The sequence below is a fragment of the Psychrobacter sp. BI730 genome (assembly GCF_013414195.1).
Lineage (GTDB): Bacteria > Pseudomonadota > Gammaproteobacteria > Pseudomonadales > Moraxellaceae > Psychrobacter.
This window is the reverse complement of sequence record NZ_JAATTV010000023.1, coordinates 1-22,214: the sequence shown is the minus strand read 5'-3', so window position 1 is coordinate 22,214 and position 22,214 is coordinate 1. Positions and strand designations below refer to the sequence as shown.

Below are 22,214 nucleotides of genomic sequence, written 5' to 3'. Positions count from 1 at the left end.
CAAGGTTGGATGGAGAATAATTTACCTAAACTATTTCATGATATGGGTTGTACTTCTTTTATCTTGGATTGACTATATGAAATCTTTACCGGCTTTACTAACATTGAAATCATAACGGAAACTTGAATGCACGTTATTACCGCTTTACCGATGCTCAAACGTCTTACGCGCTATAGCGCCTACGCTATGGTGATGAGCATTTGTATTGGTATATCAGCAAGCACCGCATCGCCAACTACTGCCAATATTAACCAAGACTTGTCACCTTGGCAGCAGATAGAAGCCCAAGGCAGCAATCAAGACGTTTATTTCTATGCATGGGGCGGTGATCCGCAAATTAACGCCTATCTACAATGGGTCGCCGATCAAGTCGATGACAAATATAGTGTCAACTTAGTCCATGTTAAATTGAGCGATACCAGTGAAGCAGTCAGTCGGGTACTCGCAGAAAAGTCTGCTCATAATGACGATCAAGGCAGTGTTGATTTGGTCTGGATTAATGGTGCTAACTTTGCCACCATGAGTGAGAACTCATTGCTACTTAAGCAATGGGCAAACAAGCTGCCCAATTTTGCGTTGACTGACCCAGAGAATAATCCAACCGTAAACTTTGACTTTGGTGTGCCGACCAACGGTATGGAAGCACCATGGGGACAAGCCTCTCTGACATTTTATTACGACAGCCTGTCGACCAGTAAACCGCCAACAACGCTAACTGAGCTAACCGCTTGGACAGCACAAAACCCTGGCCGTTTTAGCTACCCAAAGCCGCCTGATTTTTTGGGTATGAGTTTCTTAAAATACGTTTTAGTCATGCTGCATGAACAACAAAACGCTCAAACGGTTGAAAACACTAGCGCGCAGCTCAACTTGCCTGCCACTGAAGAAAACACCGCGCTCGTATTAGATCCGCTATGGGCATTTTTAAATGACTTTCATCCAACCTTATGGCGTAATGGTGAGCAGTTCGTGCAGACAGGTGCGCAGATGCGGCGCTTGGTCGATGATACAGAGCTGAGTCTTGCCTTTACTTTTTCGGCACCAGAAGTTCCTGCGGCCGTGCAGCGCTATGACTTACCTCAGAGCATTCGCAGCTATGCCATGAGTGACGGCAGCTTAAGTAATACTCATTTTGTCGCCATTCCTTATAACGCTAGCCATCCTCAGGCGGCACAATTAGTAGCCAACTTCTTAATGAGTCCAGAAGCCCAAGCAAAAAAACAAACCCCTTCGGTATGGGGTGACAAAAGCGTACTGGTTCAATCTACACTTAGCCCTGCACAACAAGCATTATTCAAAACCAAGCAGCCCCACCCAAGCGCCCTGCCCTTTGATAGTGTCAAACGCACGGTAAGCGAGCCACATCCAAGTTGGGTAGAGGCCATCCAGCAAGGCTGGCAAGCACGTTATGGGGTGAGTCCATGAGCCAAGGTTTTGATAAAATAACGAAAAAAGGTGATAGCCCTAAACCTGTTACGCTTGAGAAAACAGACCTGTTTACGCGTATCGTGTCTTTTAGTCCCAAACTTTTAATTCTCATATTAATACTACCCGTACTCTGTGGCCTCATCTGTGTACTGCTGCCCGCCCTGAGCTGGCTTCCTGCCCTAGAAAAAACAACCTTGAACCTGCAAGGATTTACAGACCTGTGGCAAACGCCTGGTATCACGCAGATGGCTGCATTAAGTCTCGCTACGGGACTTATCAGCACCCTACTTGCTTTTGTCATTGCCCTGATGATATTGGCCGCGTTTTTTAACAGTGTTTGGTTGCAGCGTATTGAGCATTTATTAAGCCCTATCTTAGTCATTCCTCATGCAGCTGCAGCCATTGCCGTTGGGTTTTTGATTGCGCCGTCAGGTATGTTTGCACGGCTTATCTCTCCGTGGCTAACTGGTTGGGAGATGGCACCTGATGGTATGTTTCCGCATGATCCGTACGGTATCAGCATCATCTTGGGTTTAACTTTAAAAGAGCTGCCGTTTCTATTATTAATGGCTTTAGGCGCCCTGGCTCAGCCTGAACTTGGCAAAAAACTACGTCAACAGTATACCGTTGCGCTCAATCTTGGTTATTACCCAATTACTGCTTTTTTTAAGGCGGTCTTGCCTCTGTTATATCCTTTTCTACGTTTACCGATTTTGGCAGTGCTTGCCTATGCCAGTGCGAGCGTTGAGATGCCGTTGATATTAGGTCCTAATACACCGCCAACACTTGCTGTCTCTATCATACAATGGTTCAACGATGTCGATCTTACCCTACGTATCAAAGCATCAGCAGGGGCATTATTACAGCTTGTACTGACAGCAGGTTTAGTCGCCTTTTGGCTGGGCGGCGAAAAAGCTATCAAAGCCATGTTTAATGTTTCGTCAATCAATGGCAAGCGTCATTATGCAGATACTATCTGGCAAAAAGTCACCGCTATACTTACCGTAGGTGTGATTGGCTTTATGCTCATGTCACTCGCTGGCCTTGTATTATGGGCATTTGCAGGATTTTGGCGGTTTCCAGCGATGCTACCAGAGCAATTCGTATTATTACACTTTCAAAGTGCCTTTACCCAAATGAGCACACCATTGGTCAATACGCTTAGCATTGGTGCCGTTAGTACTGCCTTTGCTATTTTTCTGACGTTGCTATGCTTGGAAGCTGAGCAACTGAGTGCTAGGCCGCTGTCACACTTCACTAGTTTTATTATTTACTTACCGCTACTGGTGCCAAGTATTGCGTTTCTATTCGGCTTAGTATGGTTACAGCAGTTGGCCAATCATCAATCAGAATTTTTTAATGTGGCATTTGCGCATCTTTTATTCGTGCTACCGTACGTGTTTTTATCATTGGCCAGTAGCTATCGGCGCTTAGATCCTCGTTTCGCTCATGTGGCCGCCAGCCTTGGTGCTGCACCCATCAAAGTATTTTTTCAGATAAAACTGCCGCAGTTATTTGCCCCTATTTTAATTGCTATAGCACTCGGTCTAGCGATCAGCTTTGGTCAGTACTTGCCAACTCTATTGGCGGGTGGCGGACGTATTGCTACTATCACGACAGAAGCGGTGACATTGGCAAATGGAGCCAGTCGGCGTACCAGTGCCGTCTATGCCATCATGCAAATGGCGCTACCGCTCATCGGTTTTGTATTGGCTTGGATGCTACCCAAATATTTTTTTAGAAGTGGCGCACGGTAGCAGGTTGACTCTGAATAAGAACAGTTATGAAAAGCATCAGCTATCGAAAATAGCCGTTATGAAAAAAATAGCTGCTAGAAATACGAAATACGAAATACGAAATACGAAATACGAAATACTAAAATAATCAGTCTTAAAAAACGCAACCAAAGGGTTCCCGATGCCATCATCTTTACAGATAAAAGACTTACAACTGTTTCGTCAAAACGAGCAGTTATTGAGTATCAATGAAGACATTGCTGGTGGTGACATCCTAACCCTGATGGGCCCTTCTGGTAGTGGCAAGTCCAGCTTACTAAACTGGCTAACAGGCACTTTGGCGAGTGATTTTACCGCGATGGGTACTGTCTGGTTAAACGATGAGAACGTAACCTACCTGCCAGCCCATTTGCGCCGTATTGGTGTGCTGTATCAAGACGCACTGCTGTTTTCGCATCTATCCGTCGCGGGCAATATTGCTTTTGCCATGCCAAAAGGAAACAAAAAACAGCGAGTTGAAAAAATAGTACAATCTTTAGCTCAAGTGGGATTAGAAGGGATGGGAGATCGTCATCCTGATAACCTATCAGGTGGTCAACAAGCACGTGTCGCCCTACTACGCACGCTGCTAAGTGAGCCCAAAGCGATACTACTTGATGAGCCCTTTAGCAAGCTCGATACCCAGCTGAGAATGGATACGCGGCAATTGGTGTTTGAGCAAATTCGTACTCATAAGTTGCCTGCTATTATGGTCACGCACGACCAAAGCGACGCTGAAGCAGCCAATGGTAAAGTTATTTACGTAGGACAATAGTCTTGTAGATTAAAGCCAAAAATCTAGCTAAAGTATCAAAATAAGCAAAATATAAAAGGCAGCTCGCATGTTAGATAAGTTTATCACGCCCGTTATCAAGCCGCTGCTAACCCCAATAGTAGCGACATTGCATAAGCTCGGCGTTACCGCTGATCAGCTGACGGTAGTGGGATTTTTGATTGGGATGCTAGCCCTGCCACTACTGGCATTTGAGCTATGGTATGGCGCATTGGCCGCAATCATATTGAATCGTATCTTTGATGGGCTAGATGGTGCGATGGCACGATATGCACAGCAAAGCTCAAGCGCAGGCGGCTACTTAGATATCACCCTCGATTTTCTGTTTTACGCAGCCGTGCCACTTGGGTTTATTTTGGCCAACCCTGCACAAAACGCTATAGCAGGTGCCTTGTTATTAGCAGCATTTATCGGGACAGGTTCGAGCTTTTTGGCTTTTGCAATTTCCGCAGAAAAGTTTCAATTAGACAAGCCGCAGTTTAAATATAAGAGCTTTTATTACCTCAACGGCCTCACAGAAGGCACCGAGACTATTGCTCTTTTTATTGCTCTTTGTATTTGGCCGCAGCAGTTTGTGCTCCTGGCTGGTATCTTTGCTACTGCCTGTGCTATTACTATTTTTACCCGTATACATGGTGGGTATCATACTCTTAAACAGCTAGAATCTTCTAAGTAAGCGTCTGAAGATATATGCCGTCTTGAACACCCGATTATGACATTCTAAGCGTTTACTGAGTTATCGAGTCGCAACGCTTCTATAGATAAGGCCATATCTTCAGCAAGGGCGTGTACTGTCGAGCTTTCTACATCACGCTGTGCAAAAGCACGCAGACCCATGACTTCTGCCTGTAGGCGACGGCCAAGTCGAACCGCATCCAGCTGACTATCCATTTCACCTACATTCTGCGCTTCTTTAAAGCATTCTATAAAGCGTGTCTCCATACCTGCCAGCAGCATTTCCACCTTGGTTAACGCTGTTTGTTCACGCGCACCAAGCTCTAGTAAGCTTTTGACCAACATACAAGCACGGCTCGGTAACGCTTTATCACGAATCCCGCCAAGCTGACGTATGTAAGCCGCAAGGCCCAATAAAGGCGTTTTATGATGGCTCAATACTCGCTCAAGTTCAGTCAATCCTAGACGCGCATAATATTCTAGTGCTTCTTGAAACAGTCCCTCTTTATTGCCAAAAGCTGCGTAGATACTGCCTGGGCGCATATCAAGTGCTTGCTCGATATCCTTTAATGAGGTGGCATGATAGCCCTTTTGCCAAAAAAGCTGTAGCGCACGCTCCAAGGCATCATGACGGTTGTAAAGTGCGGTGCGTGACATAATGTGCCTCATTTAAAAAGCCGTGACCTCATATAAAAATGGGCACGGCTATAAAACTTGAATGATTGCTCAATTTTATCCTGAATGGGTGCGACAGTAAAGTTAATATAAGAAACGGTCTGGTAAACAAACGTAATGCTAGGGCGCGACTTAGCTATCAGCAATCACTCTACAATAATTCAACAGTCATGCTGATAGCTAGTAAATGGTCTCTACAGTGGCTAGTGATAATCTAGTTAAAAATCCAATTGATCGGTCAGTAATACGTGTTTGCTCTTCTGATAAGCGGACAAACCATCACCGCCCAACTCACGGCCGATACCGCTTTGCTTAAATCCGCCCCATCCTGCTTCTGGCAGTACGATTTGTTGCTCGTTAATCCAGATATGCCCGGCTTTTATTTGTAGCGACATCTCAAGCGCAGCAGTCTCATCGGCGCTCACGATGGTAGCTGCTAGAGCAAACTTGCTATCATTAGCTAGGCGAATAGCCTCTGCATTGTCGATAAAGGTTGTACTGACTAATACAGGCCCAAACACTTCCTCCATCCATAATTGGCTGGTCGTTGGTACGTCTGTATAAATCGTTGGGGTTGCAAAATATCCTGAACCAGTAACTATCTCGCCACCAGTCAAACAAGCAAGATGTTCGTCAGCGGCAATATCAAAGAACTTCTTAACTTGATTCAGCTGCTGCTCGCTCACCAATGGACCCATTTGCGTATCTGTCGCGAAACCATCACCTATTTGCAAACTTTCCGTTTTTACTTTTAACGTCTCAAAAAGCTGTTCAGCGATGTCTTGATGGACAACCAATCGCGACGTGGCCGAGCATATCTGACCAGCATTGGTAAATATACCGCCAATAATTAAATCACAAGCGTAGTCAATATCAGCATCTGCACAGACCACAATAGCAGACTTGCCACCCAGTTCTAGGCTAATGTCTTTGATGCCTTTTGCTGCTTGGATCATGACCTTTTCGCCGACTACATTACTACCAGTAAAAGACACTTTGTCAATCAGCGGATGACTGGTCATAGCAGTGCCCACTTCAGCAGCACCCGGTAAAATATTAACCACCCCTTTTGGCAAGCCAATCTCAGATAAGATATTACCTAGCATAAGCTCTGGTAGTAGTGTCACCTCAGACGGTTTTAATAGCACGGTACAACCTGCCGCTAGCGCAGGTGCCAGCTTCCAAGAAGTCGTTACCATTGGGAAGTTCCAAGGGGTAATCAGCGCACAAATACCTACTGGCGAGTATGTCTTTAATAAACAAATATCTGACTCAAGCGTCGCTACCTTAGACCATGTTGCCTGATCTGTGATGAGATTGGCATAATAACGATAGCAGGCCATGGCATCTCCAACGTCTATCTTTGCCTCTTCGATTGGCTTACCGTTGTTTAATACAGACAGTCCAACCAACTTATCGAATTGCTGCTCCATAGAGTCCGCAATCGCATTCAGATAATGTGCTCGCTCGCTGACAGTGGTCTGTGACCAGCTAGCAAAGGCTTCATCAGCCGCTTCGACTGCCTGCTCTACATGGGCACTGGTGCACAGACGTGTCGTTGCAATCTCCTCACCTGAATTTGGATCATACAACGCATGGTTATTTGTATTATCAAAGCTTGCATCACCAGAATCGGTCACAGGTGCTGCAATCGTAACCCAGTCACCATTGATATAAGCGGCATTTAATACAACTTCGTTTTGAGCCGTTTGTATGACAGTTTCTCTGGTTAAATCTGTAGAGTTCAGCATTTCCATAATGGTCAATCGCCTTATATTTTTGATCAAATTGTCTTTATGTGCGTAACGTCCGTAACGTGATTGGCTAAATAGTCGGTTTAACTGCCTACAGAAAAACCGACCATTTGAATATTATCGTCAGGCTAGATGCCTTGTGAATACTAGACACGCCACTAATACAGTAGATGCGCCACTGATGTAATCACTACCAAGCTGATAAGCGTACGAAGGATAAAGATTAAAAATAGCTCTAATACATTTAGCTTAATATTTGACTTCAAAATCAGCGCACCTACTTCAGACATGTAGATAATCTGAGTAATCGAGGCCGCACCAACGATGAATCGTGTCATCTCACTTTCAATGCTTTTACCGACGAGCGCTGGCAGATACATATCTGCAAAGCCCATAATCATGGCAGGTGCAGCCTTTGCCGCCTCTGGAATCTGTAACCACTCAAGTAGTGGTACAAGTGGTGTCGCAAGCCAATTAAAGACTGGCGTGTATTCTGCTAAGCCCAGACCGATGGTACCAATCGCAAAGATAACTGGAATCAGTCCAAAGTAGATATCAAACAGATTGTGTACGCTGCGTTTGAACACTTTACCTAAGCTTGGCATAGAATGCGCGCGAGTGACGGCACGATTGACAGCCCATTGGTACGTTGTATATTCAGCAGGGATGCCTTCATCTAGCATACTTTTGCCCGAGTGATACGTATCAGGCTTGAGTGATAATGGTGGTATGCGCGGCATGATAATCGCAGCGATAAAACCGGTTAGCGCAATGGTCAGATAAAAGAAGACAAAGTTATTGTCTACGCCGATGGTTTTGGCAACCACATAGGTAAAGGCGATAGAAGTGACGGAAAATGTGGTCGCGATAATGGCGGCTTCGCGCTGGCTGTAGAAGCTTTTATCATACTCTTGCATAGTGACTAGCAGGCCGATAGACGCTGCGCCAAACCAAGAAGACATTGCATCGACAGCAGAACGACCAGGTAGTTTGAAAAGTTTGATAAACACTTTACTGGCTAAAGTACCCAAAAACTCCATCAAACCGAAATCAGTCAAAAATGGTAGCGATAAAATGGCAAAGAAGAACAACGGAATCAAAACAGGAATCAAATCTTCAAAAATGACACCGCCCGTATTCCGATTGATAATAAACTCAGGGCCAACTTGTAGAAAAATCATCCAAACAAATGCCATTCCTAAAAACCGGATAGCAAGCCAAAACCACTCAACATCAAAGAGTTTTTTTACCAGTGAATCTTCATGCAAATTTGGCTTTAACGCTTTGACTGCCAGTGCACCAAGAGCGGAGATAGTCACTATCGCCATAGCAATATAGGCTACCAATCCACCTAACACGGACTGTAGCGTATCGGTCAATACACCTAATAAGATTGTGACCTTACCATCCCACTCAAACGGTATGATAAAAAGTGCAATACCCAGTGCTGAAAACAATAGGAACTTCCACATTGCTGCACGCCACTGTCCTGCTTTTGGCGTTTCTGGATCAACCGTATTATTTCCTAAAATCGGCTGCTGCGACTTATCCATGTAACTCGTCATTTAATTTCTCCTTAATGGGCGATGATTGCCAGTTTTTCCATTTCTCTGTCTGACCAATACCTGGGTTGAGCGAATTGGTTGGATCCAGTTTTTTATAAAAATAATGTAGCTCAGTTTTAGCAGGATACACATGCCCCACATTGTGTTCGGCAGGATACTCAATATGACGTTGGTCATAAAATGCCAGCAGGTCTTCCTTGAATTGCTTGGCATTGGTCTTAGGTTTCAATAAATAGTCTTGGTGCATGACATGACAGAAAAAATGCCCCAAATAAAAAGTTTTGCTGACTTGTTCTTGTAAATGTTCAGGTAGAGTCTCGTCCCAATCTACAGCATTTCTAGGTAAAGCAATATCGGTCGATAGCAGCTCGCCAAACTTATCTTGATTTAAATTATGATAACGAAACATGGCAGCGGTCGCGGCACTGCGAAATACCAATAACGTTTGCGATTCAAGCTCTGTGCATACATGCAGCGCACCTTGATATTGCTGCATATGATTTTGCAAAAAATCCTGCGCAGCAGCGATATTGTTGCCATCGTTTTTATTAGAATCTTTATTAATGCCATTATCAAAGTCGTTACCAAAACCATCTGCGACTTTTATAATCAAATGGTATTTATATGAGAGCGCCTGCGTAGTCAAAGTGGCTGGTAATGACGGCGGCATAAACCTAGATGTCAGTTGCAGTATTCGATCTGGCAGCGTCTTTGGAAGATGCCATTTATCCAGATAGTAGCCAATCTTTGCTTGTAGTCGATACAGCGCCCCTATCTTGCTAGCAGGAAGCTTACGCATGCTCAAGCAAGTGTCTCGACCATAGTGCATCGTGATGTCGTTATAGTTTTTGTGCATATACTCAGCCAACACGGGCAATTTCAACTCGCTTTTTAACCATTGTTTTCTGAGTGTGGTCAAGGTGTCAGCGTCGTTGGTCGAGATATAAAATATTTGCTCGTGTTTAGGCTTGGCAAAGGTCGCTACCCTCACTGCAAATACGATGACCTTGCCAGCTGAGCCAGATGCTTCGTACAGACCGTTAGGATCGTTGTTAAATCTAGCAGGTGTCTCTGCCTCACAATCACGGACTTTATGTTGATAATGATGGTTGGTGCAGGCGTTACTGTTGCTCGTGCTATCTAATGCTTCGCTAAATTTACCAGCTTGCAGGTTCTCTAGCATTTCCTCTGGATGCGACCCCAAATCCAGTCCTAAGTGATTGATTAATTCAAACGCTCCCGAGGTATTGCGTCTGGCAAATAACGCCATCTCAGTATAAGCAGGACCGCGCTGCACTAGCATCCCGCCTGAGCTGTTGCAGATGCCGCCTATCACTGATGCGCCAACACAACTAGAGCCTAGTACTGAATGTGGCTCACGCCCTAATGGCTCAAGGGTAGACTCTAATTGCTGCAAAGTAGCGGCGGGTAACGCAACCAGCTCTGCTGCATCGTTGAGTAAATGCACGCCGCCCAATAACTGCATAGAAATTACGACTAATGGCCTGTCATAATCCCCATTCGGAGTTGAGCCACCTGTTAAGCCTGTATTGGCCGCTTGAGCAATGATAATTACATCAAAAGCAGCACAGATATTAATGACGCGCCATAGTGCCACAAGAGAGTGCGGTATCACAACTGCTACGGTCGCGTCTGTGATAGCCTCAATTGCACCTTGCACATAAGACTGCTGTTGGCTAGGTTTTGTCAATACATTGGTCGTACCAACGACAGCAGCAAGTGCCGTTAACAAACGCGGTATGTGCTTATGTCTACTTTCTGACATTTCTCTAGCATTGGGCGTCATGAACGTGCTTCCTTGCATAACCAGCGTTTGTCATTTTTTTGACGTTTTTTAGAACTGTGACTATCAGTCTCGTGATTATCCGTAGCATTAGCGCCAGTATTACTATTAACTAAAATAAGTTACTGTCTTAGCCATTTCTTTTAGAAAGTCATCTGCTTCATCAATCTCATAAATGATTGGCTGTTTACCCTTCGTGTCTGTCTTTAATGCGTCTAGCAATTGCTGTTTATCGGTGATTCTGCGATAGCCAGCGCCAAACCCTGCTGCTAGTGGCTCAAAGTTTGGCGTTTTGATATTGACGCCAATCAATGGTAAACCGCCCTCTTCCATATAGCGACGAATCTCACCGTAGCCTTGGTTGTTCCATAGCAAAACGATCAATGGTAGCTCAAGCTCGGCCGCGCAGATAAGCTCGGCAATCGTAAATTGAATACCGCCATCACCCATCAGGCTGACGACAGGTAGATTGGAGCCAACCATGGCCCCAATAGCAGCAGGCAAACCATAGCCTAATGTGCCAAAACCCGTCGATGAGTTAAACCATTTACGCGTCGCTAAGGCTTCAAGACCAAGGTTACCGCTATAGACAGGTTGCGTTGAGTCACCAACGAAAATGACGTCTTCTACCTCGTCTCTAATCAGCTTTAGTAATGCATTTTGACCCGCAAAGTCTGTCGTTACATCCTTCAAGATGGCTTGTTTGGCCTCATTGACACGTGACAGTGCTTGATGATCGAATGTCTGATTTTCTAGGCGGCTACATAGACCACTAATCGCCATCTGCGCATCGGACAGTACCGCGATATCTGCTCTAAATGGACGCTGCAATTGCTGAGCATCACAGTCGATACGTACCAGCGTGCCATTTATCTTAAACTCACCATTAAAGAACACATCATAGTCAGTCTCACCAAGCTCAGTCCCAATCGCTAATACCCAATCCGCCTCGGTAATCACGGCGCGGCCTGCGTCTAATGACTGGTTACTACCTAGACTTAACGGATGACCAGGTGGTAGTAGACCTTTGGCATTAATTGTCAAAAACGTTGGTGCATCTATCAGCTCTGCCAATCGCTGTGCATCGTGATCGACATCGACACAGCCGCCCCCATAAAGTATTACAGGGTTTTTTGCAGTTTTTAATGACTGTACGATCAGGTCTAATTGCGTAGGATTCGGCAATGGTCTTGTGACCTGCGGTAGGCTCAAATTATTTGTACTAGCTTCGCTATTTGCTACAGCATTTAAACTAGGCGGCTTAGCAACGTGGCTAGCATCAGCGGTGATGATATCGATAGGAAGCTGAATATGTACAGGGCCAGGACGTGCCCCATTAAATAAGGCAAAAGCTTCTGCGATGACTTTCGGTAGCGATTCAGGTTGCCAAATGGTCTTACTCGTCAATGCTACTTTACTAATCATACCTTGCTGATCATGCAACTCATGCAAATGCCCTTCGCCACTACCTGTGTCTTTGACTTTATTGACACTAGATATCACTAGCATCGGTATCGAATCAGCCAGTGCTTGCGCCATCGCCGTCATAATATTGGTCATACCAGGGCCAGTGATAATAAAACACACGCCAATCTTGCCAGAGGCACGGTAGTAGCCATCCGCCATAAACCCAGCGCCTTGTTCATGACGCGATGTCACATGACGAATATTGGTATTAGGTAGACCGCGATACAGCTCTACCGTGTGCACACCAGGGATACCAAAAACGGTCTCTACACCATAATACTCTAGCCACTGCACTAATAGCTCACCACAGGTCAGTGATGATGTGTCAGACAAAGAAGAAGGCGTTTGCGTCAATTGGGTCATGGGTCAGTCATCCTAAAAAATTTCGCTGAATATTCAGATAATTATCAATACCTCAAAATAACCTTTGTATTTTTTCTTTCATACCGATTATTAGTCACTAATTACTGGCTGCAAAGGTTGCTCATTATAGAGGTAATCATTGATGGTGATTAGTAAACCGCCTTAACCTTGTCGTCATAGCGTACGCCCGGCAGGATACATAGCATCTCGAACAATAAATTCGCCGCCAATACCGAGGTATTACCAAATGGATCGTACGGTGGTGATACTTCAACCAAATCACCGCCTACCACGTCTAGGCCGCGCATACCGCGAATGATTTCGATACCTTGAGTAGAGGTCAAACCACCGATTTCAGCAGTGCCGGTACCTGGGGCAAAAGCAGGATCGATACCGTCGATATCGAAGCTCAAGTAAACAGGACCATCACCTAGCTTTTCACGTACTTCAGCCATAAGCGGTGTTAGCGATTTGTACCAGCACTCCTCAGCAGGTACCACGCGGAATCCTTGCTCAGTTGACCAGTCAAACTCTTCAGCGCTATAGCCTGTACCACGTAGACCAATCTGCACCACACGATTACCATCGATAAGGTTTTCTTCAACAGCGCGGCGGAACGGCGTACCATGAGCGATTTTTTCGCCAAACATATCATCATTGATATCAGCATGAGCATCGATATGCACCATACCGACAGGGCCATGTTTTTTAGCAAGTGCACGCAGAATGGGCAATGCGATAGTATGATCGCCACCTAGTGTTAGAGGAATCGCGCCGTGTTTGACGATTTTATCGGTATAGAATTTTTCGATGATATCAACGCTTTTTAGCAGGTTGAATGTATTGATAGGCACATCGCCGATGTCAGCGACTTGTAATGACTCAAAGGGCGCAGCGCGAGTGGCCACATTGTAGGGACGAATCATTCTTGACTCATCACGAATCTGCCTAGGACCCAATCTTGCACCGCTACGGTTGGATGCACCAATATCTAAAGGTACGCCAACGAACGCCACATCTAACCCTTCAGCATCGGCTTGAGTTGGCAGACGCATCATAGAAGCAAAACCGCCAAATCTTGGCATATCGTTGCCGCTTAATGGTTGATTGAATGTCATAAGTTACTTCCTTGTTCTATTTAGTTTAAGTACACAATTTGCTACATGCCATTGACAATACATAAATATAAGAGAAGGAACCATGGTAAAATTTAGAAGTAAACTTCTATTTTTTCGTAGTAAAGTGCGCTTATAGGTCACTATTAGAAGTTTATGAAAAGCAGTAATGATTAAAAAAAGATGATATTGATTTGATAAATGAGGAGCCGCTTTTGATATTGGATGAACTGATAAAGATAGACATCAAAACACTACGAAGCTTTATGGCTATCGTAGAGTGCCAAGGCGTGACGGCCGCCCAGTCGCGTTTGAATGTCACTACTTCTGTGATCAGTGGGCATTTGACGCATTTAGAAGACCGCTTAGGCATGACGCTATGTCATCGTGGTCGAGCAGGATTCAAACTCACGGAGGACGGTGCGGCGGTGTATGAGGCATGTTTGGGCTTTACCGAATCAGTCGCCAGCTTTCAACATCAGCTGCATTATATTAAACAATTAGACTCAGTTCACGGCGGGCACATCAGGCTTTGCTTGATTGATCAGATGCCCAAGTTTTTTTATGATGCACTTAGACAACGTCTAGCCAACAGCTACCGTAATAACCCGTTAATACACTTTTCTATCGACGTACAAAGTCCTGAGAGCATGTTAGAAAAGCTCTTAAGTAACGAGAGTGACATTGGCGTGGGTTATTTTGGCAGCTTTCCACCTTTACTGACCTTTAAGCCAGCATTTGTTGAAAAACAAGTGGTCTGCTGTGGACGCGAACATAGATTGTTTTACAACTCAGACGGATTAACTTTTGATGATTTAGAACAGAACTATCCGTGGATAAAAAGAGGCTATGTGGTAGAGCATCATATCAATCATATTCGCCCCAAGACATTAAGCGCGACTACTTATCATATGGAGGCGACAGCCCAGCTTATCCTTGCAGGTCACCATGTTGGCTACTTGCCGCGTGATTTAGCGAAGCGTTATGAGGGTATGGGCCTGATGAAAATACTACTGCCTGATGAGGCAAGCTATGATGTCGAGCACCATTGGGCATATCGAGAAAATCAGCCTAAACAAGCGGCTGACTTTTTGAATAAAATGATGAACTTATTATAAGATACCACTAGGTTTATTACACTATTGCAGACGGTTGTTGGTACTTTAGACCAATGGTTCTTAGCTTCCCTTTGTCATCGACTTCCTTGATGACCAATGACCACTCGTCACTCACCACAACGGTATCGCCCGACACTGGCGCGGTACCTAAATGTGATTTTACGTACTCGGCCACCGTCTGCTCCCACATGTTTTTTGCGCTGTCTTCATCGGACGTTTTCAGTGTTTTTACCAATGTCTCAGATGCCATGATTCCTGTAAAAAACGGCAAATCACCAAGCTTAACACTCGGTGATAGCAACCAATCGCCATAGAAATCATCGATAGCTTTGCGATCTAGTGTCGTGTCATTGAAAATCTTGGCGATTTTGCTCGCGTGATTACCTCTCATCGCATACCAGACACTGTCGCCGAATTTTAGCTTTGTATTGTCATCGACTACTACGATTTGCTGATTACGGACTAGCGCAAAGACACTGATTTCATCTGGATTGATACCTTTGGAGATACCCATAGGATGACGCCCAATGGCAAATGCGCCCGACTTTGCCTCAAACTCATACAGCGTGATACTGGCCTTATCCGACACCCAGACCTCATGCTCTTCTTTGGGGTCTTTATTGGTTGGAATACGTACCTTAAACAGATTTGCCATCGTAGGAATGGTTGTGCCTTGCAAAATCAATGATAAGACCACAACACCAAAGGCAATATCAAACAGCATAAAGGCATTATCTATACCAGCCATGACCGGTAAAATTGCCAAGGTAATAGGCACTGCACCGCGCAAACCAACCCAAGAGATAAACCCAATCTCTCTATCTTTAAATTTGAATGGTTTGACACTGGTATAGACGGCAATAGGACGCGCCACAAAGATCATAAAGAGCGCGATTGCAACCGAATAATGCCAGACATTGAGGACGTTTGACGGAGTGACCAGCAGTCCTAATACTACGAAAAGCACCGCCTGCGACAACCAAGCAAAGCTGTCCATCACTCGCATGACATGCTCTGTTGAACGTACCTTGTGGTTGCCGATTAGCACACCAGTGAGGTATACCGCCAAAAATCCACTGCCGCCAATGAGGTTGGTTGCGGCGAACACAGCCAAGCCAGCGGAGAGGATTAAGATCGCGTACATGCCTTCTGCTAAATGCACTTTAGGCAATAATCGGGATAAAAAATAACCGAACAGTAAGCCCATCCCTAGCCCAAAGCTCAGCTGCTGTAGCAATAAAACTAAAAAGCCAAATACTGTCTGACCATCAGGATCAACATTCAAGGCGATAAGACCAGTAACCAATAAAATAGCCAAGGGATCGTTGGCACCAGACTCAAGTTCAAGCGTGGCTTGTACACGGTCGTTAAGCTTGACACCGCCATTACGTAATAGAGAAAATACGGCAGCGGCATCGGTAGAGCCGACAATCGCAGCCATCAGCAAACCAAATCGCCAATCGACCTCGAGCAGCCAAGTGACAAATACCCCTAGCACCATGACCGTGACTAACACGCCCCATGTAGCCAGCGTAATCGCAGGTTTTAGACCCACTCGAAACGATTTAAAGGACGTACGTAAACCACCATCTAGCAAGATACAAGCTAAGGCGGCCTGCCCAACAAAATTGGCTAGCGCATATTGAGAGAACTCAATACCCAAGATACCCTGCTCGCCTGCCAACATACCCACTATCAAAAACAGCAACAACAATGGTACGCCTAAGCGCGCTGATAATGTACTCGCCATGATACTGGCGAAAATTAATAATGCGCCTACGAGATACAGGATATTTAAGGTATCCATTGTTTTTGAGCCCTATTTTTTATTATTAAGAATAGTAATTGATTGCGATGGGTTTTTCGTTATCTTGCTGTTAGTAGATATTACACCAGTGAGCCTATCATAAGCGGCCGTTATTCAAAATATGAATGACAATTACTTATGATGATATTAGCATCACCATCAGAACTAGCAGCCAATACTAAATCAATAAAAACACCTCAAGAGAAAACACTCAAATATTAAAGTGAAGCACACAAAATGCCATTGCTAGGCTAAAAGAGTTTACGTCTTAATACTACTTAACCCTGAATGTATTGCCATGTCAGTACCAGAATCGCAGCCACAACCGTCCAAGCGACCACACCTAATAGCAATGCTTTATATAAACTCATATAACTGATGCTAAAGAACACCACAAAGGTATAAATCAAATGCGGTATGACACCAAGCATACTGAATATCAACGCGACCTTTAAATCAGCAGGACTGCGCTCAGTACCAACGATAAAGTGACTGATTAACGTAAAGGTGGGGAATAGTGGCGCAAGAGCCGCCAAATAGAAAAATCGGGTTTGGGCGAACATTTGAATCGCCAGTACCATCAATGCGCCGATAAGCATTTTTAACCAAATCACGACGGGTCTATCTCCTGTTGACTATAAAGGCTGAACGTAGCCCAATCCGCCATGATACTAAAGTCTGCAAACTGACATAAGAGCAATCGCTGATTAATTAATTCCTATGATAAAAAAATGCAAAAACCCCACTTAGCTAAGTTGCTAAATGGGGCTGTTACTTTTGTTCAGTAAGCTTCTACGAACTACTTAATCTTTTTTTGGTTTTAGTGCCGCACTGATGTCTGCTAGCAATGGTGGAATATCATGCTTGTCTGCGATCACCTCAATCATTATAAGCTTGTCGGTAGTCGCAGCAGCTTTGTCGAAAGCAGATTTTAGCTCGCCTGCTGTCTCTACTTTGAGTAATACGCTATTTTCTTCTGTCGCGCCAAACGCTCGCGGCATGATTTGCCAATCGCATTTAGGAATATCATTATAGTATTGGTTTTCGCCATGAATCGCACGCTCTACCGTATAGCCATCATTGTTGATTAAGACAATCACAGGATTGATATGCTCTTGAATCATGACCGCTAGCTCTTGGATCGTTAGCAATGCTGAACCATCCCCAATCAATAACACACTACGCTTATCTGGCGATGCGATTGCCGCGCCCAAGCTGGCAGGTAACGTGTAGCCAATTGATCCCCACATCGGCTGCCCATATGACGTCACCCCTTCTGGTAGGCGCACATCACTGATACCAAAATAAGCCGTGCCTTGTTCAGAAAACACCAAGTTATTGTGATCTAAGCGGTCAGCGATAATATGCCATAAATCATCTTGGCGGATAGCCTCACTGTCTTTACCTTTTTGTTCGTGCGGCTTAACTTCTTCACAGAAAGGTTTTGGTACGACATTAATGCCAGAGGTCATCACTTCATGTAGGGCTTGCAACGCATCTTTTAGCGCAATCGGTGCAAAGTTCTTACCACTGATAGAAGCACGCTCATAATGCAAGTCTACGACCACATCTTCATTAATATCTTGGCTAAACCCTGCGGTAGTAGTGTCAGTATATTGCACCCCTACTTTGATAAGACATTCGCAGTTTTCTACCGCATCTTTGACAATTGGACGCGAAGCAACACCCGCATAAGTACCTGCCCAACGATCGCTATTTTCATCGAGTAGCGTCTTGCCCCAAGATAGCGTGGTATAAGGAATATCTGTATCAGCGATCAGTGCCTTGAGCTGCGACTGCAATCCCAAACGATGCACCATCAAATCTGCCATTAGGGTCGTGGTCTTGTTTGGCAAAAACTCGGTTAGTGCTTGCTTAAAATCTGATAATGCCGCTTGGCTGGTAATATCTTCTTGGCTATCGATCAGCTTGGTCGTTGGTGGATAGATAGGCTGGCGCGCAACGTCTGGTGATAATAGTAAGTAACCTGGGCGATGCTTTTTGAGAATTAAGCGAATCACTCGATCAATTTCTGAGGCAGCGTTCTCAGGAGTAAGCTGCGCTCGTGCCACGGTTACTGGCTCGACCATCTTAATAAAATGATTGAATACGCCATCGCCAAGCGAGTGATGAATACGGCGCTTTGAGTCTTGTAGCGCTGTGCTTGGCGCACCTACGATATGCAATACCGGTGCGTACTCAGCAAAAGAACCTGCGGTCGCGTTGATCGCTGACAGCTCGCCTACGCCAAAGGTCGTCACCATGGCGGCAAACCCACGCTCACGTGCATAACCATCAGCAGCATAGCCAGCATTTAACTCATTGGTGTTACCTACCCAGCGTAGCTTGTCAGAAGCAAGAACGTTATCCAAAAAAGTTAAATTAAAATCACCAGGTACGCCAAATATCTCAGAGGCACCCGCTTCTGCGACACGATCAAACAAATAATCAGCGATGGTATATTGTTGACTCATTTTTTATCCTTATGACTTATCTTTGTAAGTATTGATAATTGTGAATGTGATTACGATTAAATTATAAAGTGCGTCCCAGCTTATTTATGTACTACAAAGCTTTTGGAATACATATTATAATAAACCGTTATAACATATATCTATGGCCAGAAGACACGCCTATTTTAATAACTTTAATTTTTTTCGTCATAGGTGTTGACACCTAAAAAAAACTGCGTATAATACGCCTTCATCAACTGACGATAGTTAGTTAATAATTAGCGGGAATAGCTCAGTGGTAGAGCATAACCTTGCCAAGGTTGGGGTCGAGAGTTCGAATCTCTTTTCCCGCTCCAAATACTTAAGAAGCCTCACTTAACAGTGAGGCTTTTTTTTGTCCAATTTTCAAGGCTTGTAGAAGATATTTCTAAATATCTTTTCTAATTCAGTTAAGTATAGCTACTCAATAAAAAAGCCCATTTTCGGTGCGGTGCCCACTTGGTGCCCAAACCGTGCCCTGCCCTAACACTGCGTATGCGTATCTGACCACAACCTAGCTATTTTTGGTTCAAAAATCATCATGACACCTAACCTAGTAAATTTGGCACTATGCTGACTTTTGAACCCAACCTCAATTCAGTAAAAAACGTGTTTCTCAGAGGTATAATTTTCTGAAATGAATTTTAGTTTTATAACATCCAAAATTAGTTGTCATTTAAACAGTGATGACTACAACCTAACAATAGAAATTATTAAGCCCTACAAGTATGCTTTAGCCCTAATAAGTCTTTAGCTAGAAATTCCCTATCAGCGGTTATCGTGATAGTTAAGTCACTCTTTTCCTGAAGAGTCGTCCTCACCAAGTTCATCTGGAACATACTTCAAAATATCCCCTGGCGTTACTTCTAATACATTACATAGCTTGCTCAAAGTATCGAACTCAATTCTAGTCGTATCATCATTATAGATCCTATGTAGCGTCGATTTACTGATGTCCGTCATTCTCACTAAATCTGCCACACGCAACCTTCTTTCTGCCAAAAGAACAGGTAAGTTACATGAAATCACAATAAATTCCTTATTGGTAAGTAAAAAGTACTTGCCAATGACTACTTTTCTGATAATATAGTACTCGTTGGCAACAACAAAGTGTTTATTAAAAACTATTTAATACTGACTGGAGAACTATTATGTCACAGACCTATCTCACCACTCAAGAACTAGCCGAACGTATCAAATACGATGCGCGTACTATCCGTAACCAACTAAAGGATACCGTCTTAATTGAGAACATTCACTATATACGCCCTTTCGGTGGTCGCAAGATTTTATATGTATGGGAGCGTATCGAAGAAGATATGTGTAAGCCTGTCATGAGTGCGATCAACGGAATGGCCTTACAGTAAATTTTACATAAGCAAGGAGCTAAACAATGGCCTCAATAAGAGCGAGACGTGGCAAGCTATTCGTAGATTTTCGATATATGAATATGCGTTGCCGTGAGACAACCAATCTCACAGACACTCCAGCTAATCGAAAGAAGCTGGCTAAAATTATCGAAAAAATGGAAGCAGAAATCACTCTAGGTATTTTCGACTATGCCGCTTACTTTCCCAAGAGTGAACGAGCACAGGAGATGACGGCATTGGCTGATAGAGCAGAAGCTTGTATCAGTCGTAATCCAACCTTTGGGCAGTTTGCAGAGATTTTTTACGAGGAAAAGAAAATTGAATGGCGGCCGAGCTATCGGCAAAAGACAAAGATTATTCTAAATAAGTACTTATTACCTGCGTTTGGTGGCAAAGCGGTACATGCCATAAAAAAATCAGACCTGCTGACCTTCCGTAGCTCTCTCGCCAAAGTTCGTTACGGTAAAGATGGTCAGTCAAGTCTGTCAGTAGCACGAATCAATCAGATTATGATACTTCTTCGTATGATACTAGAAGAAGCGTCAGATCGCCATGAGTTTGAGATGCCTTATAAAAATATTAAGAATCTCAAGCAGGCTCGTCCTGATGTAAATCCTTTTACCCTAGCTGAGGTATGGCTGTTTTTAAAGCACGTTCGAGCTGACTATAAGCCCTACTACACTATTCGCTTCTTTACAGGAATGCGTACCAGTGAGATCGACGGGCTGAAGTGGGACTGCATTAACTTTGATCGGCGTGAGATCAGTATTCGCGGTGCATTAGTCAATGGTGAGATGGGTCCGACTAAAACGTTAGGCTCACAACGTGATATTACAATATCACAGTTAGTGTATGACGCACTGCAAGAGCAGAAGGCCCGCACCTTTGGCAAGTCAGAGTTCGTATTCTGCAACTCACAAGGCAATCCGATGGAGTACCGTAATGTGAATAGACGGGTATGGAAACCCACGCTTGCCCTACTCGGACTGAAACACAGACGTGCTTATCAGACTCGGCATACCGCAGCGACGCTTTGGCTCGCTGCTGGTGAGAATCCTGAGTGGATAGCTCGTCAGATGGGACATAGCAGTACGGAAATGCTGTTTCGAGTGTATAGCCGCTATGTGCCTGATATCACCCGTCAAGATGGCTCAGCGATGGATAACTTGCTACTGGCGAGTAAGGAGAAGTTAACAGCTGCATCGAATAGCTCTGACACTGAAGGACTAATCACAAATGCACAAACTGACAAGGAGACGTCACAATGAAAATCATCAATTATGAAGAGCTGTTTGGTGAGTTTAAACCTGATGGTGCAATCAGTGAGGATGCAAATGTTATCGCTAACTCATTGATGCGTGAGTTATATATTTCATCTGGTCATCAACTCGCACGTTTCTTAGGAGTGAAGCGGTGCTTTAACAATGATATGGCAATGCGTATATGGGTACAGAAGCACTTGGATGCTCAGGATGGGTACTTTGTAGAAGATATGAGCAGTAAGCTTCAGAGTGAGCTTTATGAGCTGCTACCGTGCTCTGATTATGGCAACTACTGAGGAGAGTATTATGAGTGTAAAACTTCAGCCTAATATGACGCAGAGCCCATATGATATCAAAATATGTGAGGATTACTGGGCATACGATAATAAAAGCGACTTTGTTGAGCATGTGAAGGTACTTTGTGAAAAGTATGAGGTCAGCCCTCAAGTACTCTTTGAGACAGTCGCTCAGTGTTATACCTACTTGGACGATGTTGTATGTGAGTACTGTGGTTATGCTTGTCCAATTGAAGTGCCAGCAGATATCCCTTATATGCGAGCAAAAGACAGTTGGTTATGTTCGATATGTGAGCATGCTTTATGGCGGACGAATAAAGAAAATAAATAAATTTTTACCGTCAAAAAAGCCAGACAGCTTAAGCTGTCTGGCTTTTTGAGCCCATCCCAGATTCTGTGTAACTGCCATTTAGATTAAATGCTTACTGATACGGTCATCAAACATAATCATAAAA

The 22,214-nt window shown here is 44.3% G+C and carries 19 protein-coding genes and 1 tRNA gene; 10 read left to right on the top strand and 10 right to left on the bottom strand.

The window, feature by feature from the left end:
- Window positions 1-126: 126 nt before the first annotated feature.
- From HCZ91_RS13405 to HCZ91_RS13390, 4 genes are all read left to right on the top strand, one after another.
- Entirely contained in the window at window positions 127-1,425 is a 1,299-nt protein-coding gene (locus HCZ91_RS13405) for an ABC transporter substrate-binding protein (protein ID WP_179799732.1), read from the top strand.
- Entirely contained in the window at window positions 1,422-3,185 is a 1,764-nt protein-coding gene (locus tag HCZ91_RS13400) for an ABC transporter permease subunit (RefSeq protein WP_179799731.1), read from the top strand. The genes HCZ91_RS13405 and HCZ91_RS13400 overlap by 4 nt, the downstream gene beginning before the upstream one ends.
- A gap of 160 nt (window positions 3,186-3,345) precedes the next feature.
- Window positions 3,346-3,978: an ATP-binding cassette domain-containing protein gene (locus HCZ91_RS13395; protein WP_179799730.1), complete on the top strand. Its 633-nt coding sequence runs from the start codon at window positions 3,346-3,348 to the stop codon at window positions 3,976-3,978.
- 67 nt (window positions 3,979-4,045) lie between these two features.
- Complete coding sequence (locus HCZ91_RS13390) at window positions 4,046-4,672, top strand: CDP-alcohol phosphatidyltransferase family protein (protein WP_179799729.1); 627 nt, start codon at window positions 4,046-4,048, stop codon at window positions 4,670-4,672.
- A 44-nt stretch (window positions 4,673-4,716) separates the two neighbouring features.
- On the opposite strand, the gene HCZ91_RS13385 is transcribed toward HCZ91_RS13390, so the two are convergent.
- From HCZ91_RS13385 to speB, 6 genes are all read right to left on the bottom strand, one after another.
- Window positions 4,717-5,328, bottom strand: coding sequence for a TetR/AcrR family transcriptional regulator (locus tag HCZ91_RS13385; protein ID WP_179799728.1), 612 nt, complete (start codon window positions 5,326-5,328; stop codon window positions 4,717-4,719).
- Window positions 5,329-5,564: 236 nt separating this feature from the next.
- Complete coding sequence (locus tag HCZ91_RS13380) at window positions 5,565-7,103, bottom strand: aldehyde dehydrogenase family protein (RefSeq protein WP_257020072.1); 1,539 nt, start codon at window positions 7,101-7,103, stop codon at window positions 5,565-5,567.
- A 155-nt stretch (window positions 7,104-7,258) separates the two neighbouring features.
- Window positions 7,259-8,665, bottom strand: a complete 1,407-nt coding sequence (locus HCZ91_RS13375) for a YjiH family protein (protein WP_179799727.1) — start codon at window positions 8,663-8,665, stop codon at window positions 7,259-7,261.
- Window positions 8,646-10,472 carry a D-lactate dehydrogenase gene (dld, locus tag HCZ91_RS13370; protein ID WP_179799726.1) on the bottom strand — a complete coding sequence of 609 codons (1,827 nt, stop codon included), beginning with the start codon at window positions 10,470-10,472 and terminating at the stop codon, window positions 8,646-8,648. Before dld ends, HCZ91_RS13375 begins: the two co-directional genes overlap by 20 nt.
- 105 nt (window positions 10,473-10,577) lie before the next feature.
- Window positions 10,578-12,299 carry a 5-guanidino-2-oxopentanoate decarboxylase gene (locus tag HCZ91_RS13365; protein ID WP_179799725.1) on the bottom strand — a complete coding sequence of 574 codons (1,722 nt, stop codon included), beginning with the start codon at window positions 12,297-12,299 and terminating at the stop codon, window positions 10,578-10,580.
- A gap of 149 nt (window positions 12,300-12,448) precedes the next feature.
- A complete protein-coding gene (gene speB, locus HCZ91_RS13360) occupies window positions 12,449-13,417 on the bottom strand; it encodes an agmatinase (RefSeq protein ID WP_057760617.1) in 969 nt (322 codons plus the stop codon).
- Between the two features lie 191 nt (window positions 13,418-13,608).
- On the opposite strand from speB, the gene HCZ91_RS13355 reads away from it, so the two are divergent.
- On the top strand, window positions 13,609-14,532 hold the full coding sequence (locus HCZ91_RS13355) for a LysR family transcriptional regulator (protein ID WP_346342200.1): 924 nt from the start codon (window positions 13,609-13,611) through the stop codon (window positions 14,530-14,532).
- Between the two features lie 16 nt (window positions 14,533-14,548).
- Here the strand turns inward: HCZ91_RS13355 and HCZ91_RS13350 are convergent, their stop codons facing one another.
- From HCZ91_RS13350 to HCZ91_RS13340, 3 genes are all read right to left on the bottom strand, one after another.
- Window positions 14,549-16,339, bottom strand: a complete 1,791-nt coding sequence (locus HCZ91_RS13350; RefSeq protein WP_179799724.1) for a potassium/proton antiporter — start codon at window positions 16,337-16,339, stop codon at window positions 14,549-14,551.
- Between the two features lie 278 nt (window positions 16,340-16,617).
- Window positions 16,618-16,953, bottom strand: coding sequence for a GlpM family protein (locus HCZ91_RS13345; RefSeq protein WP_346342199.1), 336 nt, complete (start codon window positions 16,951-16,953; stop codon window positions 16,618-16,620).
- A 189-nt stretch (window positions 16,954-17,142) separates the two neighbouring features.
- Window positions 17,143-18,813 (bottom strand): thiamine pyrophosphate-binding protein, encoded by a 1,671-nt coding sequence (locus HCZ91_RS13340; RefSeq protein ID WP_179799723.1) that lies wholly within the window; start codon window positions 18,811-18,813, stop codon window positions 17,143-17,145.
- A gap of 260 nt (window positions 18,814-19,073) precedes the next feature.
- Here HCZ91_RS13340 and HCZ91_RS13335 point away from each other — a divergent pair.
- Window positions 19,074-19,148 (top strand) — tRNA-Gly (locus HCZ91_RS13335).
- Between the two features lie 475 nt (window positions 19,149-19,623).
- Here the strand turns inward: HCZ91_RS13335 and HCZ91_RS13330 are convergent.
- Window positions 19,624-19,794, bottom strand: a complete 171-nt coding sequence (locus HCZ91_RS13330) for a helix-turn-helix transcriptional regulator (RefSeq protein ID WP_257020073.1) — start codon at window positions 19,792-19,794, stop codon at window positions 19,624-19,626.
- 188 nt (window positions 19,795-19,982) lie between these two features.
- Here HCZ91_RS13330 and HCZ91_RS13325 point away from each other — a divergent pair, with 188 nt between their 5' ends.
- The 4 genes from HCZ91_RS13325 to HCZ91_RS13310 are packed head-to-tail and all read left to right on the top strand — an operon-like array spanning window position 19,983 to window position 22,090.
- On the top strand, window positions 19,983-20,198 hold the full coding sequence (locus HCZ91_RS13325) for a hypothetical protein (protein ID WP_045456309.1): 216 nt from the start codon (window positions 19,983-19,985) through the stop codon (window positions 20,196-20,198).
- 26 nt (window positions 20,199-20,224) lie between these two features.
- The gene (locus HCZ91_RS13320) at window positions 20,225-21,469 is read left to right on the top strand and encodes a site-specific integrase (protein WP_179799721.1); all 1,245 of its coding nucleotides are present in this window, start codon (window positions 20,225-20,227) and stop codon (window positions 21,467-21,469) included.
- Window positions 21,466-21,759 (top strand): hypothetical protein, encoded by a 294-nt coding sequence (locus HCZ91_RS13315; RefSeq protein WP_179799720.1) that lies wholly within the window; start codon window positions 21,466-21,468, stop codon window positions 21,757-21,759. The genes HCZ91_RS13320 and HCZ91_RS13315 overlap by 4 nt, the downstream gene beginning before the upstream one ends.
- A 10-nt stretch (window positions 21,760-21,769) precedes the next feature.
- Entirely contained in the window at window positions 21,770-22,090 is a 321-nt protein-coding gene (locus HCZ91_RS13310) for a hypothetical protein (protein WP_257020071.1), read from the top strand.
- The last annotated feature ends 124 nt before the right edge of the window (window positions 22,091-22,214 follow it).